Genomic DNA, 23,521 nt, shown 5'->3' on the forward strand with positions numbered 1-23,521 from the left:
ATATTTTTTTATCTGGAAGTCCCTTAATTAAATAACTGCTGGGGATTGGGAACTGGGGACTCATAAGTAATTCTCCCTTCCTTATCCCCCATCCCTCAAGGAAAAAACAGTTACCCAGTTAGTTGAAGATTGGATTGATAGGCTACCAAATGCAAAAATTGACGACTCCTCCCCGACCCCACTCCCTAACCTGCTACGCTGAGGTTGGGGACTTCCGCATTACGTTAAATTAGGGAATAGGTAGTCGGTAAAACTATAACTTAGTTGCTATATCCCTGACTGCCACAAAATAAATACGCGGATACACACTGAAAATATTTGAACTACTGATTAGGGAGTAGAAATTGGAAAAAGTGCTGCGTAACAATACTAACCTCTAGACTCTTCTTTCCTGATCACGCAATTTTTACCTTAAAACTACAAACGCTGAAAGTTTCACATTCAAAATCTTAAAGATGCAGCCTACAGATCCTAATAAATTTACTGATAAAGCCTGGGAAGCAATTGTTAAATCCCAGGATATAGTTCGTGGATATCAACAACAGCAATTAGATGTTGAGCATTTAATTATTGCCCTATTAGAAGAACCAACTAGTTTAGCAATTAGGCTTTTAGCTCGTGCGGAAATTGATCCAGTGCGTTTGCAGCAGCAATTAGAAGCTTTTACTCAACGTCAACCTAAAGTGGGCAAAAGTGATCAGCTTTATCTGGGACGCAGCTTAGATACGCTGCTAGATAAGGCTGAAGAAATTAGGACAGGGATGAAAGATGAGTTTATCTCTGTAGAACATATTCTGTTAGCCTTTGCCGATGATGAACGTGTTGGTAAGCGTGTACTCAAAGGTTTTAATGCAGACAATAGCAAAATAGAAGCGAGTATTAAAGCAGTGCGCGGTAGTCAAAAAGTGACAGATCAAAATCCAGAGTCTCGCTATGAAGCTCTGCAAAAATTTGGTAGAGACTTAACAGAACAGGCTAAATCTGGAAAACTTGATCCTGTAATTGGACGAGATGATGAAATACGTCGGGTGATTCAGGTTTTGTCTCGCCGGAGTAAGAATAACCCTGTATTAATTGGTGAACCTGGGGTGGGTAAGACTGCGATCGCAGAAGCTCTGGCACAGCGTATCATCAATGGTGATGTCCCGGAATCTCTGAAAAACCGTCAACTCATCTCTTTAGATATTGGTAGTTTGATTGCTGGGGCTAAATATCGGGGTGAATTTGAAGACCGTCTCAAAGCTGTTCTCCGGGAAGTTACGGAATCTAACGGTCAAATTGTCTTATTTATTGATGAACTACATACTGTTGTCGGTACTGGTTCTAATCAAGCGGGGGCGATGGATGCAGGTAATTTGCTCAAACCCATGCTAGCGCGGGGAGAACTGCGGTGTATTGGAGCGACTACCCTCGATGAATACCGCAAGTTTATTGAGAAAGATGCAGCTCTAGAACGCCGTTTTCAGCAGGTATATGTTGATCAGCCCAGTGTGGAAAATACCATCTCCATTTTGCGGGGGTTGAAGGAACGCTACGAAGTCCACCACAACGTGAAAATCTCAGACTCGGCGTTGGTAGCGGCGGCGACTTTATCAGCACGTTACATTGCTGACCGCTTCTTACCAGATAAAGCTATTGATTTAGTAGATGAAGCCGCAGCGCAATTAAAAATGGAGATTACCTCCAAACCATCAGAACTAGAAACTATTGACCGCCGCTTGATGCAGCTAGAAATGGAAAAGCTATCTCTAGCTGGGGAAGAGAAAGTTCCTGCTCAAACTAGGGAACGTTTAGAGCGCATTGAGTTAGAAATCAGCAATTTAACGGAAAAACAGCAGGATTTAACCAATCAATGGCAAGGTGAAAAGCTGCTTTTAGAAGCCATCAGTGCTTTAAAGAAACAAGAAGATGCTTTAAGAGTGCAGATTGAGCAAGCCGAACGTGACTACGATTTGAATAAAGCGGCTATGTTGAAGTATGACAAATTAGAGATAGTAAAGCGTGACCTTGAAGCCAAAGAAGCAGAACTCTCAGCAGTTCAACGCCAAGGTTCTACTCTCCTACGCGAACAAGTCACCGAAGCCGACATCGCCGAAATCGTCGCTAAGTGGACAGGTATCCCCGTCAATCGTCTGCTGGAATCAGAACGCCAAAAGTTACTGCAACTGGAAAGCCATTTACATCAACGCGTCATCGGTCAACAGGAAGCCGTAGAAGCAGTTTCCGCCGCTATTCGTCGCGCCCGTGCGGGGATGAAAGACCCCAACCGCCCCATCGGTTCATTCTTGTTCATGGGGCCGACTGGTGTCGGTAAAACCGAACTCGCCCGCGCTTTAGCCCAGTTTCTCTTTGACTCGGATGATGCTTTAGTTCGTTTAGATATGTCTGAGTACATGGAAAAACATTCAGTCTCCCGATTGGTTGGTGCGCCTCCAGGTTACGTAGGCTACGAAGAAGGCGGTCAACTTTCGGAAGCTGTTCGCCGTCATCCTTATTCTGTGGTGCTATTGGATGAAGTAGAGAAGGCACACCCAGATGTATTTAATATTTTGCTCCAGGTGTTGGATGACGGTAGGATTACTGATTCTCAAGGTAGAACAGTAGATTTTCGCAACACAGTTATTGTAATGACTAGTAACATTGGTAGCGAACATATATTAGATGTGTCTGGTGATGATTCCAAGTATGAGACAATGCGGACGCGGGTAATGGAAGCTTTGCGATCGCACTTCCGCCCCGAATTTCTCAACCGCGTTGATGATATCATCTTGTTCCACACCCTCAGCCGTGCTGAAATGCAGCAAATCATCCGCATTCAACTCAAGCGCGTAGAAAATCTGCTGCGAGAACAAAAAATCTCCTTTGAAATCTCCGCATCTGCTTGTAATTTCTTAGTAGAGAGGGGTTATGACCCAGTTTACGGCGCACGTCCCCTGAAGCGATCGATTCAGCGAGAAATCGAAAACCCCATTGCTACCAAGTTATTGGAGAATACATTTATCGCTGGAGATACCATTTACATTGATAAGGCTGAAAATGGTCTAACTTTTAGCAACAAAGCACCTGTATCTCTACCTAACACGGTAAAGTTGTTGTAAAAATCACAACTGTAAATTGTAGTTAGTGATAGCTAGTAGGGCAAGGCAGAATTAAACGCTAAATATACAGATTACACAAGCTTTTTGTGAATTTTTTAGTGGTTAATTGACGCATATCATGACCGTTTAATTACTTAATAATATATCTGTTAGGGGTGCTAATTGATTTTTGCCAATTACCAGTTTTACCGGATATCATAATTATTTAAATCGACATGATATTACACTGCTCTATACTAACAATACAGCTTGCTCGAAGAGGTAAAAATGAATTTTTTTGCAGAAAATGCTATGAAGTGGCTATTAATTTTTATCATTACAGCTTTGTGTGTAGTGATGATCAGAGCAAAATTAGAAAATTTTTCGCGCAAAGCAGTAGAAGGATGGAATCAAACAAGTCAACCATTCCTGGGATATAAGGAAATAGATGAAAAAATTAAAACTACTTTTATAAATACAAATCAGGAATCTCCGTTTTTAGGCTACCAAGCATTATTTGAATATTTTACCCTTGGGTTTCTCAAATACCGTTCTCCTAATGGTGCGTTTATTTATTATCCAGGTGCGGCTAGTTCTCATGGAAGAAAGTTAGATGGACTAGAAGGATTTGCTCGCTTTTTTCCTCTTGCTGCCGTATGGATTTCCAGAGGACATGGAAATATTTTAAATATTAATAGTGAAAAAATTGATCTAATTCAACTTTTACATCAAGGTATATTGGCAGGAACTGATCAACACAATACCGAGTATTGGGGAAAAATGAAAGACAAGGATCAACGCATTGTCGAAGCCGCAGATATTGCTCTTGGACTTTGGATTAGTCGTGACCATCTTTGGACTACATTTTCACCTCAAGAACGCCAACAAATTGTTAATTGGCTAGAGCAAGTAATGAATAAAAAAATACATCATAATAACTGGTATCTTTTCCCGATAATTATTCAGAAATCCCTGGAAAATCTAGGAGTAAGTAACAACAAATATAGCCTCCTAGTTGATGAATTATATCAAACTTATAAACAACGATATTACATGGGTGAAGGATGGTTCAATGATCCCCCCAAAGGCGTAGATTATTATAATGCTTGGGCTATTCATTATAGTCTTTTCTGGTTAGATCAAATAGATCCTCAGTTTGACCCTATTTTTATTAGAAAAACCCATGCAGAATTCTTAAAATTTTACCGTTATTTCTTTAGTAAAAATGGTTTTCCCGCAATGGGAAGAAGTATATGTTACCGTATGGCTGCACCAGCACCAATATTAACTGGAACTATATTAGCACCGGAGGAAGTGTCCCCAGGTTTAGCTTTCCGCGCTTTAGATTTGACTTGGCGTTTTTTTATAGAACATAATTCATTACAAAAAGGTACAGTTACACAAGGTTACTTTACTCCAGATTTAAGTATTCTTGATTCATACTCAGGAGCAGGTAGTTGTTTGTGGTCTTTGCGATCTCTAATTGTTGCTTTTTATGTAGATGAATTTGTTCCTTTGTGGAATTCACCTCTAGAAAAATTACCTATTGAAATCGGTGATTTTTCTGAAATTAATCACTCTATTGGATGGCGGATTAAAGGTAATAAATCAACACAAACCATTGAATTAGAACTTTTAAAAAATCAAGGCAATAAATCTCCAAAATTAAAGCGATATGGAATAATTAATCACATAAAAGAGTCTATTGCCAGAAGACCTTTGCGTCCGTATAACTATGATGCACTATATCAACGGTTTTCATATTCTACTGCTTCGCCAGTATCAAACTATAAACAAGGTAATTCCTTGATTCGGTAAAGAGTCAACACCGAACGTAGCTGAGGTATTGACCCTGAACGCAGTTGTTCTCTATGAAAGGCTGCGCCAACACGTAGCGTCTCCAATAGGAGAAGGGTCAAAAGTCAAGATGAATACAGCATCAGCATTTCGTTCATTTGAAATCGTTTGTTTCTCTTACAAAGTTTGGCGGGACGGAAACCGACACCGCCACGCCACTTGCTACAACCGGGAGAACCCCGGCAACGCAGTGGCTCAACTTTGCGCTATTTACTCTGTGCTGTACTAGTGACCAATCCTTACCTCGTTTATAGTAGTGAAATCCGAATCATCATTAATGAGGTATTCCTTACCTCCAAAAAGATAAAATTGCGGAAAATTGATCCATTGATCCTCAGACGTATTCCTGTAACTAAAACACACAAATAGCCATGCTAGAACAAGGCACTATCAGTATTCATACTGAGAATATTTTCCCGATCATCAAGAAATCGCTTTATTCAGATCATCAAATTTTCTTGCGGGAACTGGTATCCAATGCTGTAGACGCAATTCAAAAGCTGAACATGGTATCCCGTGCAGGTGAATATACGGGAGAAGTTGGTGAACCGGAAATTCAAATTGCCATTGATAAAGACAAAAAAACTCTTTCCATCACCGATAACGGTATTGGGATGACCGCCGATGAAGTGAAAAAGTACATTAACCAGGTAGCCTTTTCCAGTGCGGAAGAATTTATTCACAAATATCAAGGGAAAGCAGATCAGCCGATTATCGGTCACTTCGGTCTGGGTTTCTATTCCTCCTTTATGGTGGCGCAGAAAGTAGAAATTGATACCCTCTCCTATAAAGAAGGAGCGCAAGCAGTTCATTGGTCTTGTGATGGTTCGCCAGCATTCAGCCTGGATGAGTCACCCCGCACAACTCGCGGTACTACCATCATTCTGACTCTTTTACCTGATGAGGAAGAATATTTAGAAGCAGCACGGGTTCAAAATCTGGTCAAGACTTACTGTGACTTCATGCCAGTTCCCATCAAAATGGATGGTGAAGTTTTAAACAGACAAAAAGCTCCTTGGCGGGAGTCTCCCAGTAATTTGACGAAAGAAGATTATTTGGAATTTTACCGCTATTTGTATCCTTTCCAAGAAGAACCTCTACTGTGGGTACATTTAAATACTGACTATCCCTTTATCATCAACGGGATTCTGTACTTCCCCAAAATGCGTCCTGATGTAGATGTGGCTAAAGGACAGATCAAATTATTTTGTAACCAAGTTTTTGTCAGTGATAACTGCGAAGAAATTATTCCCCAATTTCTCGTACCCATGCGGGGTGTGATTGATAGCAGCGATATTCCATTAAATGTATCTCGCAGTGCCTTGCAAGGCGATCGCACTGTCCGTAAAATCGGCGATTATATAGCTAAGAAAGTAGGCGACAGACTCAAAGAATTATACCGGGAAGACCGAGAACAATACATCAGTGCATGGAAAGACCTAGGTACTTTTGTGAAGTTTGGTGTTCTCAACGACGAAAAATTTAAAAAACAAGTCGAAGACATCATTGTTTTCCGCAGCACAGCCAAATTTGGGGAATCAACTACTGAAACTCCAGCAGTTGAAGTGCAAACAGAAGAAGGTGATGCTTGGCAAGATGTCAAACCAGCTGTGTCTGGTAGTCCTTACACCACGCTGAAAGAATACTTAGAACGCAACAAAGAACGCCACGAAAATAGGGTAATATACAGCACCGATGAAGCTAGCCAATCGACTTATATAGAACTGCACAAAAACCAAGGCTTGGAAGTCCTGTTTATGGACTCCTTCATCGATACCCATTTTATTAATTTCCTAGAACGGGAATATCAGGATGTCAAATTTACACGGGTAGACTCTGACCTAGATAATACCCTACTCGATCAAGACAAAGCCGGAGAAATTGTTGACCCCACAACCAATAAAACTAAGAGTGAGGTTGTTAAGGAGTTATTTGAGAACGCACTCAATAAACCCAAAGTCAACATCCGCACCGAGGCGTTAAAATCAGATGACCCCCAAGGTACACCACCTGCGATGGTTCTGTTACCAGAAATTTTGCGCCGCCTGCGGGAAATGAACGCCATGATGCAGCAGCAGAATGCAGAGTTCCCCGAAGATCACATCTTACTGGTAAACACCGCTCATCCCCTCATTCAAAACCTCACCAGCCTCAATCAAGGTACTATCATTCAAGGTGATGGACAATCAACGACAAATCCATTGGTAAACTTAATTTGCCAACACGTTTATGATTTGGCGTTGATGTCTCAAAAAGGATTTGACGCTGAAGGAATGAAATCCTTTGTTGAGAGATCAAATGAGGTACTTACCAAGCTAACAGAACAAGCTAGCAAATAATCATCCGTTTGTAGTAAGGACTTTAGTCCTGATTTTGCTAAGGACTAAAGTCCTTGCTACGAACCGTCAAAACTAAATTGACACAGTAATAGGCACTTCAGTACCTAAAAAAACTTAGTAGAGACGGTGTATACAACGTCTCTACAGGATTTATAAAGTGCAGCTTCTCATAGAATTAATATAAATCCCCCTTAAAAAGATAACCCTAACCCCAATATTTGCGTTAGAGCTTCTAAAATAGAAAGGTTGTACTTCAATTCCAAATCTGGAGATAAATAATTATGTCTCGCCGTTGTGAACTGACCGGTAAAAAAGCAAATAACGCCTTTGCAGTTTCTCACTCTCACCGCCGTACCAAACGCCTTCAGCAAGTTAATCTGCAAAGCAAGCGCGTTTGGTGGCCAGGTGGTAACCGTTGGGTAAAACTAAAGCTATCTACCAAAGCTATCAAAACCTTAGATAAGCTAGGAATAGAAGCAATGGCAAAAGAAGCTGGCCTTAACCTGAATCATTACTAATACCAGGTTGCCAAAATTGTGAGGGGTATTCAACCTCACAAGTCGCTCTTTATTAAGAAATTGGTAGTTAAATGCTGCAAAAGTCAGTATATCAATACTAAATTGTTCCTAAGAGATGAGAACCCCGCTTTTTTGAAGAAAGTGGGGTTCTCAATTTTTGCTTACCTGTATTTCATTATGGGGAAGTTGTAAATTTTAAACATACTTTAATAAATTGGGATTGAACTGATATGTTTTCTTTACTAGATGGGTAACATAAGTTCAATCTATTCACAATATATTTACAAAATCATAGCTCAATGAAATAAAATTCTGCCACATTCATGTGAATTCACGGTGTTGTTTTAGTTGAGTGACTACCAACAAAATAAATGCTAGAAAATCAGTATTTTCCGAATAAGATAGTTAACTTATTCAATGATATAACGTAAATAAATAGTAATATTTTGTGTTGCTACTGAGTTTAGTGTTGCTAACACAGGGTGATCCTTTACAGTAATCTTACTTTTAATTATGCCTAAAAAATTAATGGTCAGGCATGATTATCTAATAGCAAAAGCCTTTTTCAATTCTTTGTAAAACACTTCACAGGAAAGTAGCTATGTCGCCAAAACGTCAGCTATTCAAAACTAAAAAACAGCTTTTTAAAAGTCTGGAACGGCTTATTAAGCAGTATTTATCTGCAATTAAAAAGCCAATTATTTGGCTGCTGCGGAATTTATTTTTAACTAAGAGACGGCGAAGTTCTGCAAATGCTGGTTTCGTTTTGCCGACAGTAGCACTGGTAGCTCTAGTAGTAGTGTTACTCACCACAGCAATTTTATTTCGGTCTTTTGAACGGGCGAAGAATGCTAGTAATGTGCGTGTAAATGAGATGGCACTGAATGCCGCGACCCCCGCACTTGACCGCGCCAGAGCAAAAATAAATAAACTATTTCAAGACCCAAAATTGCCTCGCGCTACACCAACAGATGATGCTTTGTATGGGACTGTAACAAGTAGCCCAGATTCATTAAAACAATATACTTTTGGGGATGAAACACCACTAAAACTGGTTGAAGGTGCAAACGAACTCGAAACAGGGTGGATGTACCCTGTAGATACTGATAACAATGGTAAATTTGATAGTTATACCCTTTATGGAATCTACTTTAAAAATCCTCCAGTTACGGGTGGTGCATATACCCGCAAAAGAAACGCCCTAGAGGCGAGAACCCCGCCTATGACCGTTGGTAGCGTCAGTAGCAGTTGTGGAGACGGTCAAGATACAAGTGCAGCCTTGGTAGGTAATACAGGCTGGTTTAGAAATGGTACTAAGTTGAAAAAGGCCTTTTTTGTTTACACTGCTACTGTTCCTATTACTTCAGAACCAACAGATCCCACTAACTATGAAACTAAAAAGGGTAATAAAGGTTTCTCAGCTTTAGAATATCAGCAAGACCGGGTGCAACTACCCCTAGTTAACAATGCTGTTGTTTATGAAGATGATTTAGGAATAGCTCCTGGGCCTGCTTTCAGGTTAAATGGACGTATTTTCACTAATAGTAACTTGTTGACTGGTCTACCTGCTGGTGGTGTTGGTATTAGATTATATCAAGTTAGTGGTAACTCATCCTGTTTTTACGACCCAGATAACGCCAAAATAGTCATTGGAGGAAATCTTAGCTCTGGTGTAATTATAAGGAACGTTGATTCAAATGGAACAACAATTGACTTATATAAAGGTAAAACAACTGCTGTTACTAATGTTGCTGTTAGAAATGCAACAACTAACAACAAATCAGTCAACCATTTCCCAAGAGACGTTGCTTATAATAGCCTAGCCTACGTACAGCGCATCAACCGCTTAGTTGAAGCCCAAGTAGCTAATGCAGAAAGCAGCGACCCATCGGAAGTCTCTGAAGGGATGGAAGCTATAGTCACCAAACAAGGTCGAACTTTAGCTGACTTAACCACAATTGAGAAAGATAAACTACGCCGCAACCAAATAGAACTTTACTTTAAAAGACGCACTCGCAGAGTACCTTATCAGGAAGTTGGTTTTGGCAATGGTGCTTTAGGAGATTATGCTGTTGGTGGCAGCAAGCAAGATGAAGTATTGCAAGGTAGTGGCGATACTTTACGTCCCCCTGATGCTTGGATATATCCTGTTGATTCTGCTGATGGTGTAACAGCAACTGATTATGCTCAGTTGGCTCTAAGTACAAATGGTACAGACAAGCTGAACCCGCCGGCAACTGAACCAATTAAACTAGCAAAAGAATTACAAGGTGTAGAGCAGTCCTTTGGGGATAGAGTTTTAATCGGTAATAATCTTCCTCAACTGTGGTGGGACAAAACTAAAGAAGCATTTGTTGGCCCCAATGCTGAAGATACCCAAACAATCAAAGACTATAAATGGGATAATGGAGAGGGCGATCGCACTCGTCGCTCTCGTGTAGAAACGCTAAAAGATTTAGGTACTACTGATAGAGATGGCGACTGGGAATTAGCAGCAGCTCAAATCCCAATCAGCCCACAAGAACCTGTAGGTGGCTTGCGGGTAATAACCGGAGCAGGAATTTATTTACCTGAGACTGTTACCGCAGCTAACTTAGCTTCCACTACCTATTCCACCCTCAACAAAGACATTTGGCCTGATCTATTACCTGTAAAAACTAGTTCAGTTCCTAGCCCAATTAAGCCTTACTACAACGACTATGGTTTAGAGCTAGAGTATAAAGTACCTCAGCCTACGGATCAACCATATCTGCGGATGCGGGCTACGGCAGTCTATCACTATAAGTCTAGTGGTTACAGCCAGACTAGCCCTACGCCTATTGCTTGTGTCAGTAGCTATTACGACCCTACCGATAAAGACACAGCTCGAAATATCTCGACATTATGGAATCCTCCTGCTGATACTGGTGCAACTTTTGATGACACTAAAGCTCAATCCAACAACGGTATAGTCTACGATTTCCCTACAACTAAGACTGAAAGTAATTATTCAGATGTCTTGAGTTACCTCGCAGACTTAACCTACCCAACAAGTGGACGTTTGATTGATGATGGATTACTCAGGAGGGCTTTAGACAAAACAGATGCTACTAAGCGCACTCTCTCAGAAAAGTCTGCTATTGATGCCGCAATCTGTGGTCTGGCAATTTTTGATGGGACTCTTAACACTCCCAGTGATACTGTCATTCCTCATGGCGCGATTTATGAAACTGCCTTTTTGGATGCCAGACAAATTAAAGATATTCATGCTAATCCCGACAGCACAAATTACGATAAACCCAAGAAAGACAGACAACCTTTAGAAATTCGTGCCACCGTCTTAGATATTGATAAGCTCCGTCAAAAAACAATTGGTAATTCCACCCCAGCACAAGAGTATTTACTACCTAATAGTGGTATTGTCTATGCCTCTCGTGATGACGCACTGCTAGATTTAAGTGGAGGTGATACCGAAGCAGGGAAGCTAGAGAGTCCCGTAGACTACAAACTTGATCCAAATCGTCGTCCTAATGCCATCATGTTAGTCAATGGGAAGGAGATTGGACGCGCTACAACTAATACTTATCGAGACGCAGAAAAGGGTTTAATTTTAGCCACCAATGTACCCGCATATATTAAGGGTGACTTTAATCTCCACACTCAAGAAGAATTTGTAACAGCACTGAATAGTACTTGGGGCAATTTCTATAGTCGCACAGACTTAAATTCTAATTTTGCCTGTCGTCCAGGCGATCCTAGATTGCCTAAGTGTACCACTGGTGATAAATGGCGGTCTGCTACTGTATTGGCAGATTCAATGACTGTACTTTCCAATAACTTTAGATTTGGCTTCCGCAATGAAGCAGGCTATGATTGGCAGCTTGACACTGATGACCCTACTACAATTGAAGTTGAGTCTAACATTAACCTACTTCCAACTAAATATGGTCTGCCAAACGCCTATACCAACTTTTTCTCAACTGTTAATTCCTTCGTACCGAATGCCAATTGGCATGATGAGAGTACCAGTAGTGCTTTTCCTAGAGATTTGGTGGCAGATGTAGCTGGTGATGCGACAACAACAGACTTTCAAGGTAGTTCCTATCTCAACAACTTTGTTACACCAATTGTGCGAAAAGTACGAGCTAAAAAACTAGTTTTAGAAGTTTGTTACACTACACCATGTAGTGAACCTAGAAACTGGACAATTAAAAAAGATTGTCCCCTTGAAGGTGAGGTAACACACGCTAATTGGAGGGACATAATTGTTGCTCAACCCGATCTATTATCAACAGGATTTATTGGCACACCACCAACTTCAACTTGTCCCTTTTTAGACGGTAAACCATATAGAATTGCATTTGCACGCAACACTACGAACGGTAACATAACGACTCCATTAAAAGTTTACGGTGTTAATACAACTAATACGATAGAAGAAGTCCCTTGGCCGGTAACATCAGCAACATCAATAGCAGATGCTTTTGATACAAGCACTCCACCTGAACCCTATTTCATCCCTTGGTTCGCAGGAAGTACAACAAGTGGTAATAATGTTGTTTTTCAACCAATTTTCCAATTTGACAGACCATTCGGTACTCTGGCAACAACAGATAATGGTATTTTAGAAGCTGGAAAACACGGAAAATGGTTACAAACAGCTACAGAAACTACCTTCAACGTAATTTCAGCAGTGGGAGATACCCCAGCCGCATCATCTAGAACAACTAGCCCAAGTCGTGGTGCTGAAGATAATGGTGGACTACCCAACTTTGTGCGCTTTATTGAAAATTGGAATAGTGATCCCACTGCCACTGCTGTCAGGATGAGCGGAGCTTTTTATCAAGTCAAACGTAGTGCCTATGCTACTGCACCATTTATTGCAGCATTTTCCAGTGACTTCTATAAAATCAATAGCTTTAACGGTACTACTAGGGGTGTAATTCCTTACTACCTAGCTCCTTTACGGCAATGGGGTTATGATGTGGCACTGCTATCTCAATCGCCTGACTTATTTGCCCAAAAGTTAATCACCATACCAGATGATCTGCCTGATGAGTTCTTTAGAGAAGTTGGCAGAGATGATCCTTGGGTGAAAACTCTGTTGTGTGCCAAGAAAGCCGCAGATGATACTAATGCAACTGATGCTTGCTCGTAAGAAGCAGATTTTAGAAGTTGGTAATGAGCAATGATAAAGCACAAACAACATCACCAAAAACCTCTTTGTAGTGATTCTGGTTTTACGATTATTGAGTCTCTGGTAGCAATACTTGTAGCGGCTATTTTACTAGCTGCGATCGCACCTGTACTAGTCCTATCGACAGCTACTAGAGTTCAGGCTCGCCGTGTAGAATTAGCAACACAAGCTGCCAAATCCTTCATTGATGGTATCAGAACTGGGGCGATCGCTGCACCCAGTGAAACAATTGCGATCGATCCCTCAAGTACAACTGATCCTAGACGGGTTTCAGATGTTGCAGGTACACCAGCCGTCACAGGCAAACCTGGAGACTATTTAGTTAATACTTTGACTAAAATGGCACTTCCTGCATCGGCGACTGGTTTATACTGCTTTACAAAAGCTGGCAATATCACAACGACAGATTGCACAAATAAGCCATTTGAATATTACATTCAGGCTGCTCGAATTGCTGTTACAGGTAGTTCCTCTGACGATGGCTACCGTTTGGCAATTCGGGTTTACCGAGCAGATGTTGACTTTACAAAAACTCGTACTGCTAGCACAGGTGAAACTGAAAAGAAAACCCAAAACCCTTTTACTGCTGGAATAGGCGATCGGCAATCACCTCTACTAGAAATGACAACTGACATTGCTAACACTAACACTTCCTTTAGGGCTTTATGTCAGCGTCTGGGTGTAGCAACGAATAAAGCCTGTGATTAATGGGCAAAATTTCATTATTTAACATCTGTGTATCTATTCACTCTAGGGAAAACCAAAGTTATGATGAGGGTACTAAAATTCCTGCTCAGTAGCCAACTAAAACGCTCTAAGCGCATAGAGCAACCTAGCGGTTTTACCCTAATTGAATTGTTAGTAGCCATGATCATAGCATTCCTAGTCATCACACCCTTGCTAGGCTTCATGATCAGCGTCATGAGTACAGACAGACAAGAGCAAGCTAAAGCTAATACAGAGCAAGAAATACAAGCTGCATTAGATTACATTGCCCGTGATTTGCAACAGGCTATTTACATCTATGATGCTACTGGTGTTGATGCTATCAGGGCTGAACTACCTAGCTCAAGCTCAACAGATAGAGTTCCAGTCTTGGTTTTCTGGAAACGAGAATTAGTTAGCAACGTAATTACAATTACAGGCAGTCAAAAAGATGATACTTATGTTTATTCATTAGTTGCCTATTATTTAATCAAAGATAGTAACGCTACTTGGTCTAATGCTGCTCGCATCGCTAGATGGCAAATTAGAGATGGTGTAGCCAGTGCTAGCGGTGTATCTTGTGACGGATATTCAGGAAAGTATGTCAGTGGTTATTGTCCCAGCAGTGGTTATGCTCCTTTTAACCTTGACGGTATAGGGACTTTAGAAGAAAAAATGAATGCCTGGAAGAGACTCGGTGAATATAAAACAACTACTACAGACGCAGATGGAACAAAATCCACAGAGACAACGATAGTTAACTACACTACTACTCCCATAGTATTGCTTGATTACATAGATCAAACTATTACAGGCGCACCATCTAAAATCACTTGTCCCACTGGTTCGACATTAGTAGCCCCAAATACAACTAATTTCAATACTCGTGACACTTTTAAGATGACGAGTTTTTATGGCTGTGTTGATAGAATTAACACCACAGCGCAGGTATTTTTACGAGGTAATGCGATCGCTCGTTTACAAACAAATAATCTGGACTATACAACTAATAAAAATGCTTATTTTCCAACTGCAAGCATCAGAGTCCAAGGACGTGGATACTTGTTTACTCAATAGAAACCGAAACCAAAAGCGTAAATTCACGGCAATTGATTATGAACAGGCTAAGTTTTAAGTTATTGCATACCTGCATACAGAATCAAAAGAATCAAAAGCAAAATTTAGCTAGCCGCTTTGCTGTGAGATTTGCTAAACCAGAGGCTGGCTTTAGTTTAATAGAAGTGATTGTAGTAGTAGTAATGATAGGAGTGTTAGCAGCAATTTTAGCTCCTAACTGGTTTAGGTTTTTAAGCCGACAACGACTGAATAAAGCTAATGATACTGTAGTAGCAGCTATCCAAGAAGCACAACGACAAGCACAAAAGACTAAACTCAGCTACAGTGTCAGTTTTACCACCACCAGTAGTGATAAAGTCGCACAAGTTGCCATTCATCCCAGCACTTCTGCACCCGATAGCTACTGGAAAAATTTAGGTGAGGATGTACAAATTCAATCAGGCTCAGTCTTATTGGGTACAAATTTGACTGCTCAAAATACTGCTGACAGTTCCATTGCGTATGCCAGTACATATAATGCCAGCACTAACATACAAACCATTACTTTTGACTACACGGGTATTTTACCTAATGCCGATTTTGGCACTCCACCATTAGGTTCAACTGAAGCACCTGGGTTAAAAATTGTGTTAGCGATACCCAATACTACCAGTCCTACATCTCCAAGTAGCACAAAGAGATGCGTCATTGTTAAAACTCTCTTAGGCTCAGTTTTGACAGAAAAAGATGATAAATGTATTTAAAATTAACTGAACATATCTAGATTTAGCAAAATTTTTGTAAAATTGGGTAAAAACACTGTACGTTACGCTGGATATTGACAGCAAAATTGTAATATGCAGTGCTTTTTTATTTTGAAACACTACTTGTTTATTTGTAACTTCATACACTTGAACTGAGATAGTTCAGCTAATTATCGACAATAGCCTAGTGAGATGAGTATGATTTTAGAATTTACCGTAGCTATACCAACTTACAATGGTGCTAGTCGTTTACCAGAACTGTTAGAACGACTATACAATCAGATAGGTACAGAGGATTTCCTCTGGGAAATTATTGTAGTAGATAACAACAGCACTGATAACACATCTCAAATTATTCAAAGCTACCAGGAAAAATGGCAACGTCCGTATCCACTTAAATATTATTTTGAAGCTAAACAGGGTGCAGCTTATGCTCGCAAACGAGCTATTGAAGTAGCTTCAGGTAGTCTTATAGGATTTTTGGATGATGATAACTATCCCGTAGCAAATTGGGTAGCAGCCGCTTATGCTTTTAGTCAAAAATACTCTAAAGCAGGAGCATATGGTAGTCAAATTCACCCAAATTGGGAAGTAAAACCACCAGAAAATTTTGGTAGAATAAGCCCGTTTTTAGCAATTACAGAGCGTGGAAATATAGCATTGTTATATGATGCTAGAAAAAATTTACTTCCTCCTGCTGCCGGACTTGTTGTTCGTCGTCAAGCTTGGTTAAAAAGTGTACCTGATCAACCTATATTAACTGGTAGAACGGCTAATAGTATGTTGACAAGTGAAGATTTAGAAATGCTAAGTTACATTCAAAAAGCAGGATGGGAAATTTGGTACAATCCAGAAATGGAAATTTATCATCAAATTTCCCAATTTAGGCTACAAAAAGAATATTTAATCCCATTTTTTAGAGGTATTGGTTTAAGTCGTTATGTTACCAGAATGGTAAACATACAACCTTTATACAAACCATTTGTATTTTTAGCATATCTCATAAATGACATTCGCAAACTTATTCTACATTTAATTAAATATGGTCATCGGGTTAATAAAGATTTAGTTGCTAATTGCGAAATGCAGCTATTTATTAGCACTTTAATCAGCCCTTTTTACCTTTGGAAAAATGGCTATCTAAATAAATAAATAAATACAAGATTATGGTTTATATGAATAAAGTCTGGGAGAGTAATGTTGATATTACTATAGCTATTCCTACCTATAATGGTGCAGAACGTTTACCCAAACTGTTAGAAAAGCTGTTATTGCAAACAGGTATAGAAAATATTCATTGGGAAATTATTATTGTTGATAATAATAGTATTGATGATACAAAAATCATATTTCAGCAATACCAAAAAAAATTTAATAATATTTGTCGATTAAAATACTACTTAGAAACTAAACAAGGTGCTGCTTTTGCAAGGTTGCGTGGAGTTCGTGAAGCTCAAGGGAAGTTCGTGGCATTTTTAGATGATGATAATTTACCTGTATCAGACTGGTTAGCGGCAGCTTATACTTTTGGCCAAGAACATCCTCAAGCTGGTGCTTGGAGTGGTCAAATTCATGGTGAATTTGAGGTAAAACCACCACCAAACTTTGAAAGAATACAAGCTTTTCTTGCTATCAAAGAACAAGGTGGTCAACCGCAATTATTTGATCCTGTAAATCTAAAACTACCGCCTGGTGCAGCATTAGTTGTGAATAAACAAGCATGGTGTGATAGTGTTCCTAATGTGTTGGTATTTAGTGGCAGATTAGGTAAATCAATGGTGGGAGGTGAAGATTTAGAACCACTACTGTATATACATAAAGCAGGTTGGCAAATCTGGTATAACCCCAAAATGCACACTTATCATCAAATACCATCTTGGAGATTGGAAAAAAACTACCTAATTAATCTAGCTCGTGGTTGTGGTTTATCTACTTGTGAATTACGCTTTATAAATGCAAAAAAATGGCAAAAACCAATAATATTTTTTAGAACAATTATAGGTGGTTTACGTCGATTAGTACAGCATATAATTAAATACAATTTTAATATCAAAAATAATCTAATAGTTGCTTGTGAACTGCAATTTTATTTCAGTATCATGATAAGTCCTTTTTATTCTTTAAAATATCACACTAAAAATTTATTAAGCACAAACAAACACTTTACAGCATGAATAAATTACCTAGTATATCTATTATCATACCAGCATTTAATAGTGAAAAAACAATTGCAGATACAATAGATTCAGTCTTCAATCAAACATTTAATAATTTTGAATTAATTATTATCAATGACGGATCAACAGATTCTACGCTGGAGGTAATTTCAAAATTTCAAGATTCTCGGCTCAAAATATTTTCCTTCGGGAATGCTGGGGGAAATATTAGTCGCAATCGTGGTTTAAAACGCGCTGTTGGTGAATTTATTAGCTTTTTAGATGCAGATGATCTTTGGACACCGAATAAACTACAGTTACAATTAGAAGCTCTACAAAATAATTTAGATGCTCAAGTTGCTTATAGTTGGACTGATTATATAGATGAGAATGCTAACTTTTTAGTTTCAGGTACACATATTACTGCCAATGGAGATGTTTATGATAAGTTATTAGTAAACAATTTTTTAGAAAATGGATCTAATCCCTTAATTCGTAGAGAAGTGTTAATAGAATTAGGTGGGTTTGATGAATCACTTGATGCTGCTCAAGACTGGGATATGTGGTTGCGATTAGCAGATAAATATGAGTTTGTAGCTGTCCCATTTGTGCAAATTTTGTATAGAGTCAGCAGTAATTCATTATCTACTAATCTTGCAAGACAAGAAAAAGCCTGTCTGCAAGTAATGAAATCTGCTTATCAACGAAGACCTTTGATGGTTAATAATATGAGTCTCAGTCTCGCAAATCTATACAAGTACCTCACCTGCAAAGCTCTGCAACAACCATTTAGTAGACAGAAAGGTTTAGTTGCTGCTAAATTTCTCTATAATTATTTTTTGAACGAATCTGCTAGATTTAAACGAACAAAATTTATATTGAAATTATTCTTAAAAACGGTTGTAATTATTATTTTACCTATTGATATATCTACCAAATTATTGACAAAGATAAATACAAAAGTACAAATTAGTTAATATAACCATTAATAAACTTACTTTCAGGTGCGTTTACTATTTATCAGTTACAAAAAAAATATCTCTAATCACCGCTCAACAAGTGGTTTCACTCTGCCAGAGATATTAGTAGTTTTTTTAATTATCGGTATCTTAGCTGCTTTGGTTTCACCTAGCTGGTTAACTTTCGTCAATACTCAGCGTCTTAGTCAGGCACAAAATGAAGTTTACGATGCTATGCAACAAGCTAAAAGCCAAGCAGGTAAAGAAAAATTAACTTGGCAAGTTAGTTTCCGCGAGCAAAATGGTACTTTGCAATTAGCAGTTCATCCTGCTAGTGTAGACCCTGCTGTGGCTAAGTGGAACAAGCTTGATGGTAGTGTTCGTTTTGACGAAGAAACAACTCTACAGGAATCAAATGGTGTCAAAAACATTCAATTTGATTATAAGGGTAATGTCCCGCAACCACCTCTAGGAAGAATAACTTTGTCTAGTAGGTATGGCAGTAAAGCCAAGCGTTGTGTTTATATTTCTACAATTTTAGGGGCAATGCGAAAAGAAAAAGAAAATAAAACAGCCAATGGTAGTGGTGATTATTGCTATTAAAATATCTACTGTTCTTATCTAGGTTTTGTGTGCTGACATCACTAAAAATTGCCAAACAGCACCTAATTATTTTTACTCGCTATCCAGAACCGGGGAAGACGAAAACCAGAATGATCCCAGCTTTGGGTACTCTTGGTGCTGCTGACTTGCAACGACAGATGACTGAGTACACACTATCTCAGGCTCAAGCGTTGCAAAACAGCATATCTATAGAAGTGCGATTTGCTGGGGGTGATTTGCAACTTATGCAAGAGTGGTTGGGATATAGCTTATTATACCAGTGTCAAGGCGAAGGGGATTTAGGCGATCGCATGGCGCGATCGCTTTTCGAGTCTTTCGAGAAAAATGCCGCACAAGTAATTATCATAGGTACTGATTGCCCTGACGCTAACTCTCAAATTCTGGCTCAAGCTTTTGCACAACTGCAAACTTTTGACTTAGTGTTAGGCCCAGCACTTGACGGAGGCTATTACTTGATTGGCTTACGTCATTTCATCCCGGAACTATTCGTTAACATCAATTGGGGAACTGCTCAAGTTTTACAACAAACTGTAGATGTTGCTAAAAAACTTAACATCTCGTATGTTTGCTTACCTGCATTGTCTGATATTGATCGTCCAGAAGATTTACGGATTTGGGAAAGAATCTTAGATACAAACGCTAACCTTGAGAAAAGTAATGAGCAATAGATTATCTTTGTATCTTAAAATACTCTAATTTTGATCGTACACTTTGCATAACAAATGTTACCGTAGTGTAGTTTGCAAGCAAATTATATCTACTCCATCTTAATATGTGCAGACAGATTCACATGACAAACAGCATTATGGGAACAATATTCCAGTAACTTTAAATAGGATCATCATTTCTGACTTGAGTAAGAGTTTGCACAACTATGGTTAATCGTTTTACTTCTGCAAATGCCGCTCTCACCCTAAAAGTGGTGGGAATCATTTTAATTGTGTCTTTTTTGCTAGATTTTTTGATTCTGTTGTTTCCTTTCCAACCCACAGATAGGATATGGCAAATCAACGTAGCAACCGCACTAGTTGATCGAGGTATCGTACCCTTGGTTGGTGTGGGAGCATTATTTACCGGTTATTGGATGCAGGAAGCTAGTGATGGCCCCAAAGGTTTTGACTTCAGATTTCCTGTTTTAATACTGTCTAGCATCTTAGGGTTAATATTCTTGCTAATTTTTCCCTTACACCTGAACAATGTGCGACAAGCTAGCACCCAAACAGTGAATCAAATTAGCCAAGATGCCGACCAGGCGGAAAGTCAACTAAAAAATCAGTTAAACCAATTTCAAGCGCAAATAAACAATGAGCAAGGCAAAGCTCAGTTAGAACAATTACGCACCCAAGCAAAAGCTCAGTTTAGCGAATTACTCAAAGACGAGCAAAAATATCAACAAGCACTCAATAGTCCCCAAATTCCAGCCGCACAAAAAGAACTGCTCAAGAAGTTTAAAGCCAATCCCAAAGAACTTGATCAGTTTATTGCCCAGCAAACAGATCCTCAAGGACTAGCTAATCAAAGATTGAATCAAATTCGCCAACGTAGGGACGATGCTTCCAAACAAGCTAAAGACAACGCTTGGAAATCAGGACTGCGAATTGGCATTAGCAGCTTACTCCTAGCTATTGGTTATATCATCATTGGTTGGACAGGTTTAAGAGGTATGGGTGCTTTTCAAGGTAGTAAACCTAAAGGTAAAGTACCAGCACGTTAATTCACTATTCACTACGACAGTATAAAATATTAAACAATTTTTGATAATTTATACTGTCTTTAACTATTATTAATCTGATAATAAAAAGATAATTAGCATCTAGCAAAATTACTATAATTTTAGAAAATGTTCTCAATTTACATACTGACATATAACGAAGAATTAGATATTGCCGCTTGTATCGAGTCGGCGATGCTCTCAGATGACATTATTGTTGTAGACTCATGCAGTAGCGATCGCACTGTAGAAATCGCCAGTCGTTATCCCGTCCGCGTTGTTCAACACGCTTTTGAGAGTCACGGACGACAACGCACTTGGATGTTAGAGTCTATCCCCCCTAAACACGAGTGGGTGTATATTCTCGAAGCCGATGAACGGATGACACCAGAACTATTTGCTGAATGCGAACAGGCAAAGCAAAACCCAGACTACATCGGCTACTACGTTGCTGAACGGGTGATTTTCCTCAATCAATGGATTCGCCGCAGCACTCAATACCCCCGCTATCAAATGCGTCTTTTCCGTCATGGGAAAGTTTGGTTTACAGACTATGGTCATACTGAACGGGAAGTGTGCGATGGTGCAACCAGTTTCGTCAAAGAAACTTATCCTCACTATACTTGTAGCAAGGGTTTGAGCCGTTGGATTGAAAAGCACAACCGTTATTCTACTGATGAAGCTAGAGAAACTTTGTATCAATTAGAAAAGGGCAAGGTAGACTGGCGAGATTTGTTTTTTGGTAAGTCGGAAATTGAAAAACGACGAGCGTTGAAAGATTTGTCTTTGCGTTTACCCGCTAGACCTTTACTGCGCTTTTTGTATATGTACTTTTTTCTGGGTGGTTGCTTAGACGGACGCGCTGGTTTGGCTTGGTGTACTTTACAGGCTTTTTATGAATACCTAATTCTGTTGAAAGCTTGGGAGATGAAAAACATCCCCACACCTAGCCTAGCAGCACCCGTGGCTCAAGAAAAACAAAGCCAATTAGAAGTGAGCTACACAGTTTCAGAAATGCCTAAGTAAATAGGTGACAGGTGACAGATGACAGGTGATAGGTGATGGGGGAAATGTTACACCAATGTCCAAGCCTAAGTAGAACAGGGTAAATAATTAAAGGTTTGTAGTAAGAACTTTAGTTCTCTCTGCGTTCTCTCCGTTCCCTGCGGGACGCTCCGCGAACAAAAAAGGACTAAAGTCCTTACTACGAACTCAATCTTAGGTTTTTTACATTATTTAACATAGTTTGGTATTTTCAAGTTGTTCTACTTATTTCTTAATTTTGAATTTGGAATTTTGAGTGTTGAATTGCTCTTAGACTCAGTGACTGAGATTTCCTAGCTGTCTTAGTCACTTAATTCAGGGTGAGTTTATTTAGCCGTTACGATCAGTTAAAATTTTTAAATCCCATTCTCAGAAAAATCACCCCTCCTAGGTTGCAAATCAGGATAAAAAACTGCGCTAATTACTGCTTTTTGCTAATTTTTCAGTATTAGCAGCTTTTAATTAAGCGCGATAGGATAATTAATATCTCCTATATTTGCAACAATCGTTTACAACTCGTACAAAGAAAAGTAACAACCTCAAAAACCAACTGGCTTTAATCTAAGTTGGAATGTGTCTATTTGCACTTTTGCAGGTAAACAACTAGTTTCCTAGTTAATAGGGCATATGTCATGGCAATAACTTAACTACTTGTCGTTGTAGACAGTAACTTGCGGTAAAAAATATCACAAGTCATGTCTTAATCATTGGACAAATCTAATGGCATGAATACGAATAAAGAAATTTCCACTATTCTAAAGAAGGAGAATAGGGGCTTGAGAATTGATCGTCTAAAACAGGACTTGAAGAATGACTTAATTGCTGGACTGTTGGTAGTGATTCCACTAGCAACGACTATCTGGCTAACGATTACCATTGCTAATTGGGTAATTAATTTTCTCACTCAAGTTCCTAAACAACTAAATCCCTTTGATGGATTACACCCAATTCTAGTAAATTTCCTGAATTTAGCGGTAGGGCTAGCTGTACCATTACTCAGTATTCTGTTGATTGGGTTAATGGCTCGCAATATTGCTGGGCGGTGGTTACTAGATTTTGGTGAGCGATTATTACAGGCGATTCCCTTAGCTGGACAGGTATATAAAACACTGAAGCAGCTTTTGGAAACTCTCCTCAAAGACTCTAATAACAAATTTCGGCGGGTCATTTTAGTCGAGTATCCCCGCAAAGGAATATGGGCGATCGCTTTTGTGACAGGTGTCATTGGGAGTGAAATTCAAGCCCAAATGTCTCAACCAATGTTAAGTATTTTTATCCCCACCACTCCCAATCCGACCACAGGATGGTATGCCGTAGTTCCAGAAGATGAAGTAGTCAACCTCTCAATATCGGTTGAAGATGCCTTTAAAGTCGTAGTCTCTGGAGGGATTGTCACCCCCAACACACCTTTATCCCCTTTAGCGATCAAAGAACACAAACTAGAAAAATCCAATAGCGATATTCCACATCCCATCATCCCTATCGAAGAAACCTAAAAAAAAATCCGGTAAATTTGTAGCCAAACAGAATAATAT

At 39.3% G+C, this 23,521-nt stretch carries 17 protein-coding genes; all 17 read left to right on the forward strand.

From position 1 onward, the window contains the following. Nucleotides 1-455: 455 nt before the first annotated feature. The 17 genes from clpB to ACM0OR_RS18520 all read left to right on the forward strand — a co-directional run bounded on the left by clpB (nt 456) and on the right by ACM0OR_RS18520 (nt 23,482). Nucleotides 456-3,098 (forward strand): ATP-dependent chaperone ClpB, encoded by a 2,643-nt coding sequence (clpB, locus tag ACM0OR_RS18440; RefSeq protein WP_414577886.1) that lies wholly within the window; start codon nt 456-458, stop codon nt 3,096-3,098. Between the two features lie 267 nt (nt 3,099-3,365). Next, a complete protein-coding gene (locus ACM0OR_RS18445; protein ID WP_414577888.1) occupies nt 3,366-4,895 on the forward strand; it encodes a DUF2264 domain-containing protein in 1,530 nt (509 codons plus the stop codon). Nucleotides 4,896-5,042: 147 nt separating this feature from the next. Beyond that, nucleotides 5,043-5,303: a hypothetical protein gene (locus ACM0OR_RS18450; protein WP_414577890.1), complete on the forward strand. Its 261-nt coding sequence runs from the start codon at nt 5,043-5,045 to the stop codon at nt 5,301-5,303. A gap of 2 nt (nt 5,304-5,305) precedes the next feature. Continuing rightward, nucleotides 5,306-7,273, forward strand: a complete 1,968-nt coding sequence (gene htpG, locus ACM0OR_RS18455; protein WP_414577892.1) for a molecular chaperone HtpG — start codon at nt 5,306-5,308, stop codon at nt 7,271-7,273. A 281-nt stretch (nt 7,274-7,554) separates the two neighbouring features. Then, on the forward strand, nt 7,555-7,791 hold the full coding sequence (gene rpmB, locus ACM0OR_RS18460; protein WP_190703272.1) for a 50S ribosomal protein L28: 237 nt from the start codon (nt 7,555-7,557) through the stop codon (nt 7,789-7,791). A 601-nt stretch (nt 7,792-8,392) separates the two neighbouring features. Continuing rightward, nucleotides 8,393-12,928 carry a hormogonium polysaccharide biosynthesis protein HpsA gene (gene hpsA / locus ACM0OR_RS18465; RefSeq protein WP_414577893.1) on the forward strand — a complete coding sequence of 1,512 codons (4,536 nt, stop codon included), beginning with the start codon at nt 8,393-8,395 and terminating at the stop codon, nt 12,926-12,928. Between the two features lie 30 nt (nt 12,929-12,958). Beyond that, a complete protein-coding gene (gene hpsB, locus ACM0OR_RS18470) occupies nt 12,959-13,675 on the forward strand; it encodes a hormogonium polysaccharide secretion pseudopilin HpsB (RefSeq protein ID WP_414577894.1) in 717 nt (238 codons plus the stop codon). A 63-nt stretch (nt 13,676-13,738) separates the two neighbouring features. Further along, entirely contained in the window at nt 13,739-14,749 is a 1,011-nt protein-coding gene (gene hpsC, locus ACM0OR_RS18475; protein ID WP_414577921.1) for a hormogonium polysaccharide secretion pseudopilin HpsC, read from the forward strand. 38 nt (nt 14,750-14,787) lie between these two features. Next, the gene (locus ACM0OR_RS18480) at nt 14,788-15,492 is read left to right on the forward strand and encodes a Tfp pilus assembly protein FimT/FimU (protein WP_414577896.1); all 705 of its coding nucleotides are present in this window, start codon (nt 14,788-14,790) and stop codon (nt 15,490-15,492) included. Nucleotides 15,493-15,684: 192 nt separating this feature from the next. Further along, the gene (hpsE, locus tag ACM0OR_RS18485; protein ID WP_414577898.1) at nt 15,685-16,644 is read left to right on the forward strand and encodes a hormogonium polysaccharide biosynthesis glycosyltransferase HpsE; all 960 of its coding nucleotides are present in this window, start codon (nt 15,685-15,687) and stop codon (nt 16,642-16,644) included. Between the two features lie 23 nt (nt 16,645-16,667). Then, nucleotides 16,668-17,666, forward strand: coding sequence for a hormogonium polysaccharide biosynthesis glycosyltransferase HpsE (hpsE, locus tag ACM0OR_RS18490; protein ID WP_414577899.1), 999 nt, complete (start codon nt 16,668-16,670; stop codon nt 17,664-17,666). Continuing rightward, nucleotides 17,663-18,625 carry a glycosyltransferase gene (locus tag ACM0OR_RS18495; RefSeq protein ID WP_414577901.1) on the forward strand — a complete coding sequence of 321 codons (963 nt, stop codon included), beginning with the start codon at nt 17,663-17,665 and terminating at the stop codon, nt 18,623-18,625. The genes hpsE (ACM0OR_RS18490) and ACM0OR_RS18495 overlap by 4 nt, the downstream gene beginning before the upstream one ends. Before the next feature lie 27 nt (nt 18,626-18,652). After that, nucleotides 18,653-19,210, forward strand: coding sequence for a Tfp pilus assembly protein FimT/FimU (locus ACM0OR_RS18500; protein ID WP_414577902.1), 558 nt, complete (start codon nt 18,653-18,655; stop codon nt 19,208-19,210). Between the two features lie 29 nt (nt 19,211-19,239). Next, nucleotides 19,240-19,899 (forward strand): TIGR04282 family arsenosugar biosynthesis glycosyltransferase, encoded by a 660-nt coding sequence (locus tag ACM0OR_RS18505; protein WP_414577904.1) that lies wholly within the window; start codon nt 19,240-19,242, stop codon nt 19,897-19,899. A gap of 206 nt (nt 19,900-20,105) precedes the next feature. Continuing rightward, the gene (locus ACM0OR_RS18510) at nt 20,106-20,945 is read left to right on the forward strand and encodes an HpsJ family protein (RefSeq protein WP_414577906.1); all 840 of its coding nucleotides are present in this window, start codon (nt 20,106-20,108) and stop codon (nt 20,943-20,945) included. Between the two features lie 126 nt (nt 20,946-21,071). Then, nucleotides 21,072-21,968, forward strand: coding sequence for a glycosyltransferase family 2 protein (locus ACM0OR_RS18515; protein ID WP_414577908.1), 897 nt, complete (start codon nt 21,072-21,074; stop codon nt 21,966-21,968). Between the two features lie 743 nt (nt 21,969-22,711). Further along, nucleotides 22,712-23,482: a DUF502 domain-containing protein gene (locus tag ACM0OR_RS18520; RefSeq protein WP_414577910.1), complete on the forward strand. Its 771-nt coding sequence runs from the start codon at nt 22,712-22,714 to the stop codon at nt 23,480-23,482. The last annotated feature ends 39 nt before the right edge of the window (nt 23,483-23,521 follow it).

The organism is Anabaena sp. CCY 9402-a (assembly GCF_963920945.1).
Lineage (GTDB): Bacteria > Cyanobacteriota > Cyanobacteriia > Cyanobacteriales > Nostocaceae > Trichormus > Trichormus minutissimus.

Bases quoted from the DNA above. Each gene is read 5' to 3' on its own strand.
- hpsE (WP_414577899.1), top strand. From the start codon at position 16,668: ATGAATAAAGTCTGGGAGAGTAATGTTGATATTACTATAGCTATTCCT.
- ACM0OR_RS18520 (WP_414577910.1), top strand. From the start codon at position 22,712: ATGAATACGAATAAAGAAATTTCCACTATTCTAAAGAAGGAGAATAGG.
- rpmB (WP_190703272.1), top strand. From the start codon at position 7,555: ATGTCTCGCCGTTGTGAACTGACCGGTAAAAAAGCAAATAACGCCTTT.
- hpsC (WP_414577921.1), top strand. From the start codon at position 13,739: ATGAGGGTACTAAAATTCCTGCTCAGTAGCCAACTAAAACGCTCTAAG.
- ACM0OR_RS18480 (WP_414577896.1), top strand. From the start codon at position 14,788: ATGAACAGGCTAAGTTTTAAGTTATTGCATACCTGCATACAGAATCAA.
- ACM0OR_RS18515 (WP_414577908.1), top strand. From the start codon at position 21,072: ATGTTCTCAATTTACATACTGACATATAACGAAGAATTAGATATTGCC.
- clpB (WP_414577886.1), top strand. From the start codon at position 456: ATGCAGCCTACAGATCCTAATAAATTTACTGATAAAGCCTGGGAAGCA.
- ACM0OR_RS18510 (WP_414577906.1), top strand. From the start codon at position 20,106: ATGGTTAATCGTTTTACTTCTGCAAATGCCGCTCTCACCCTAAAAGTG.
- htpG (WP_414577892.1), top strand. From the start codon at position 5,306: ATGCTAGAACAAGGCACTATCAGTATTCATACTGAGAATATTTTCCCG.
- hpsA (WP_414577893.1), top strand. From the start codon at position 8,393: ATGTCGCCAAAACGTCAGCTATTCAAAACTAAAAAACAGCTTTTTAAA.
- ACM0OR_RS18445 (WP_414577888.1), top strand. From the start codon at position 3,366: ATGAATTTTTTTGCAGAAAATGCTATGAAGTGGCTATTAATTTTTATC.
- hpsB (WP_414577894.1), top strand. From the start codon at position 12,959: ATGATAAAGCACAAACAACATCACCAAAAACCTCTTTGTAGTGATTCT.
- ACM0OR_RS18495 (WP_414577901.1), top strand. From the start codon at position 17,663: ATGAATAAATTACCTAGTATATCTATTATCATACCAGCATTTAATAGT.
- hpsE (WP_414577898.1), top strand. From the start codon at position 15,685: ATGAGTATGATTTTAGAATTTACCGTAGCTATACCAACTTACAATGGT.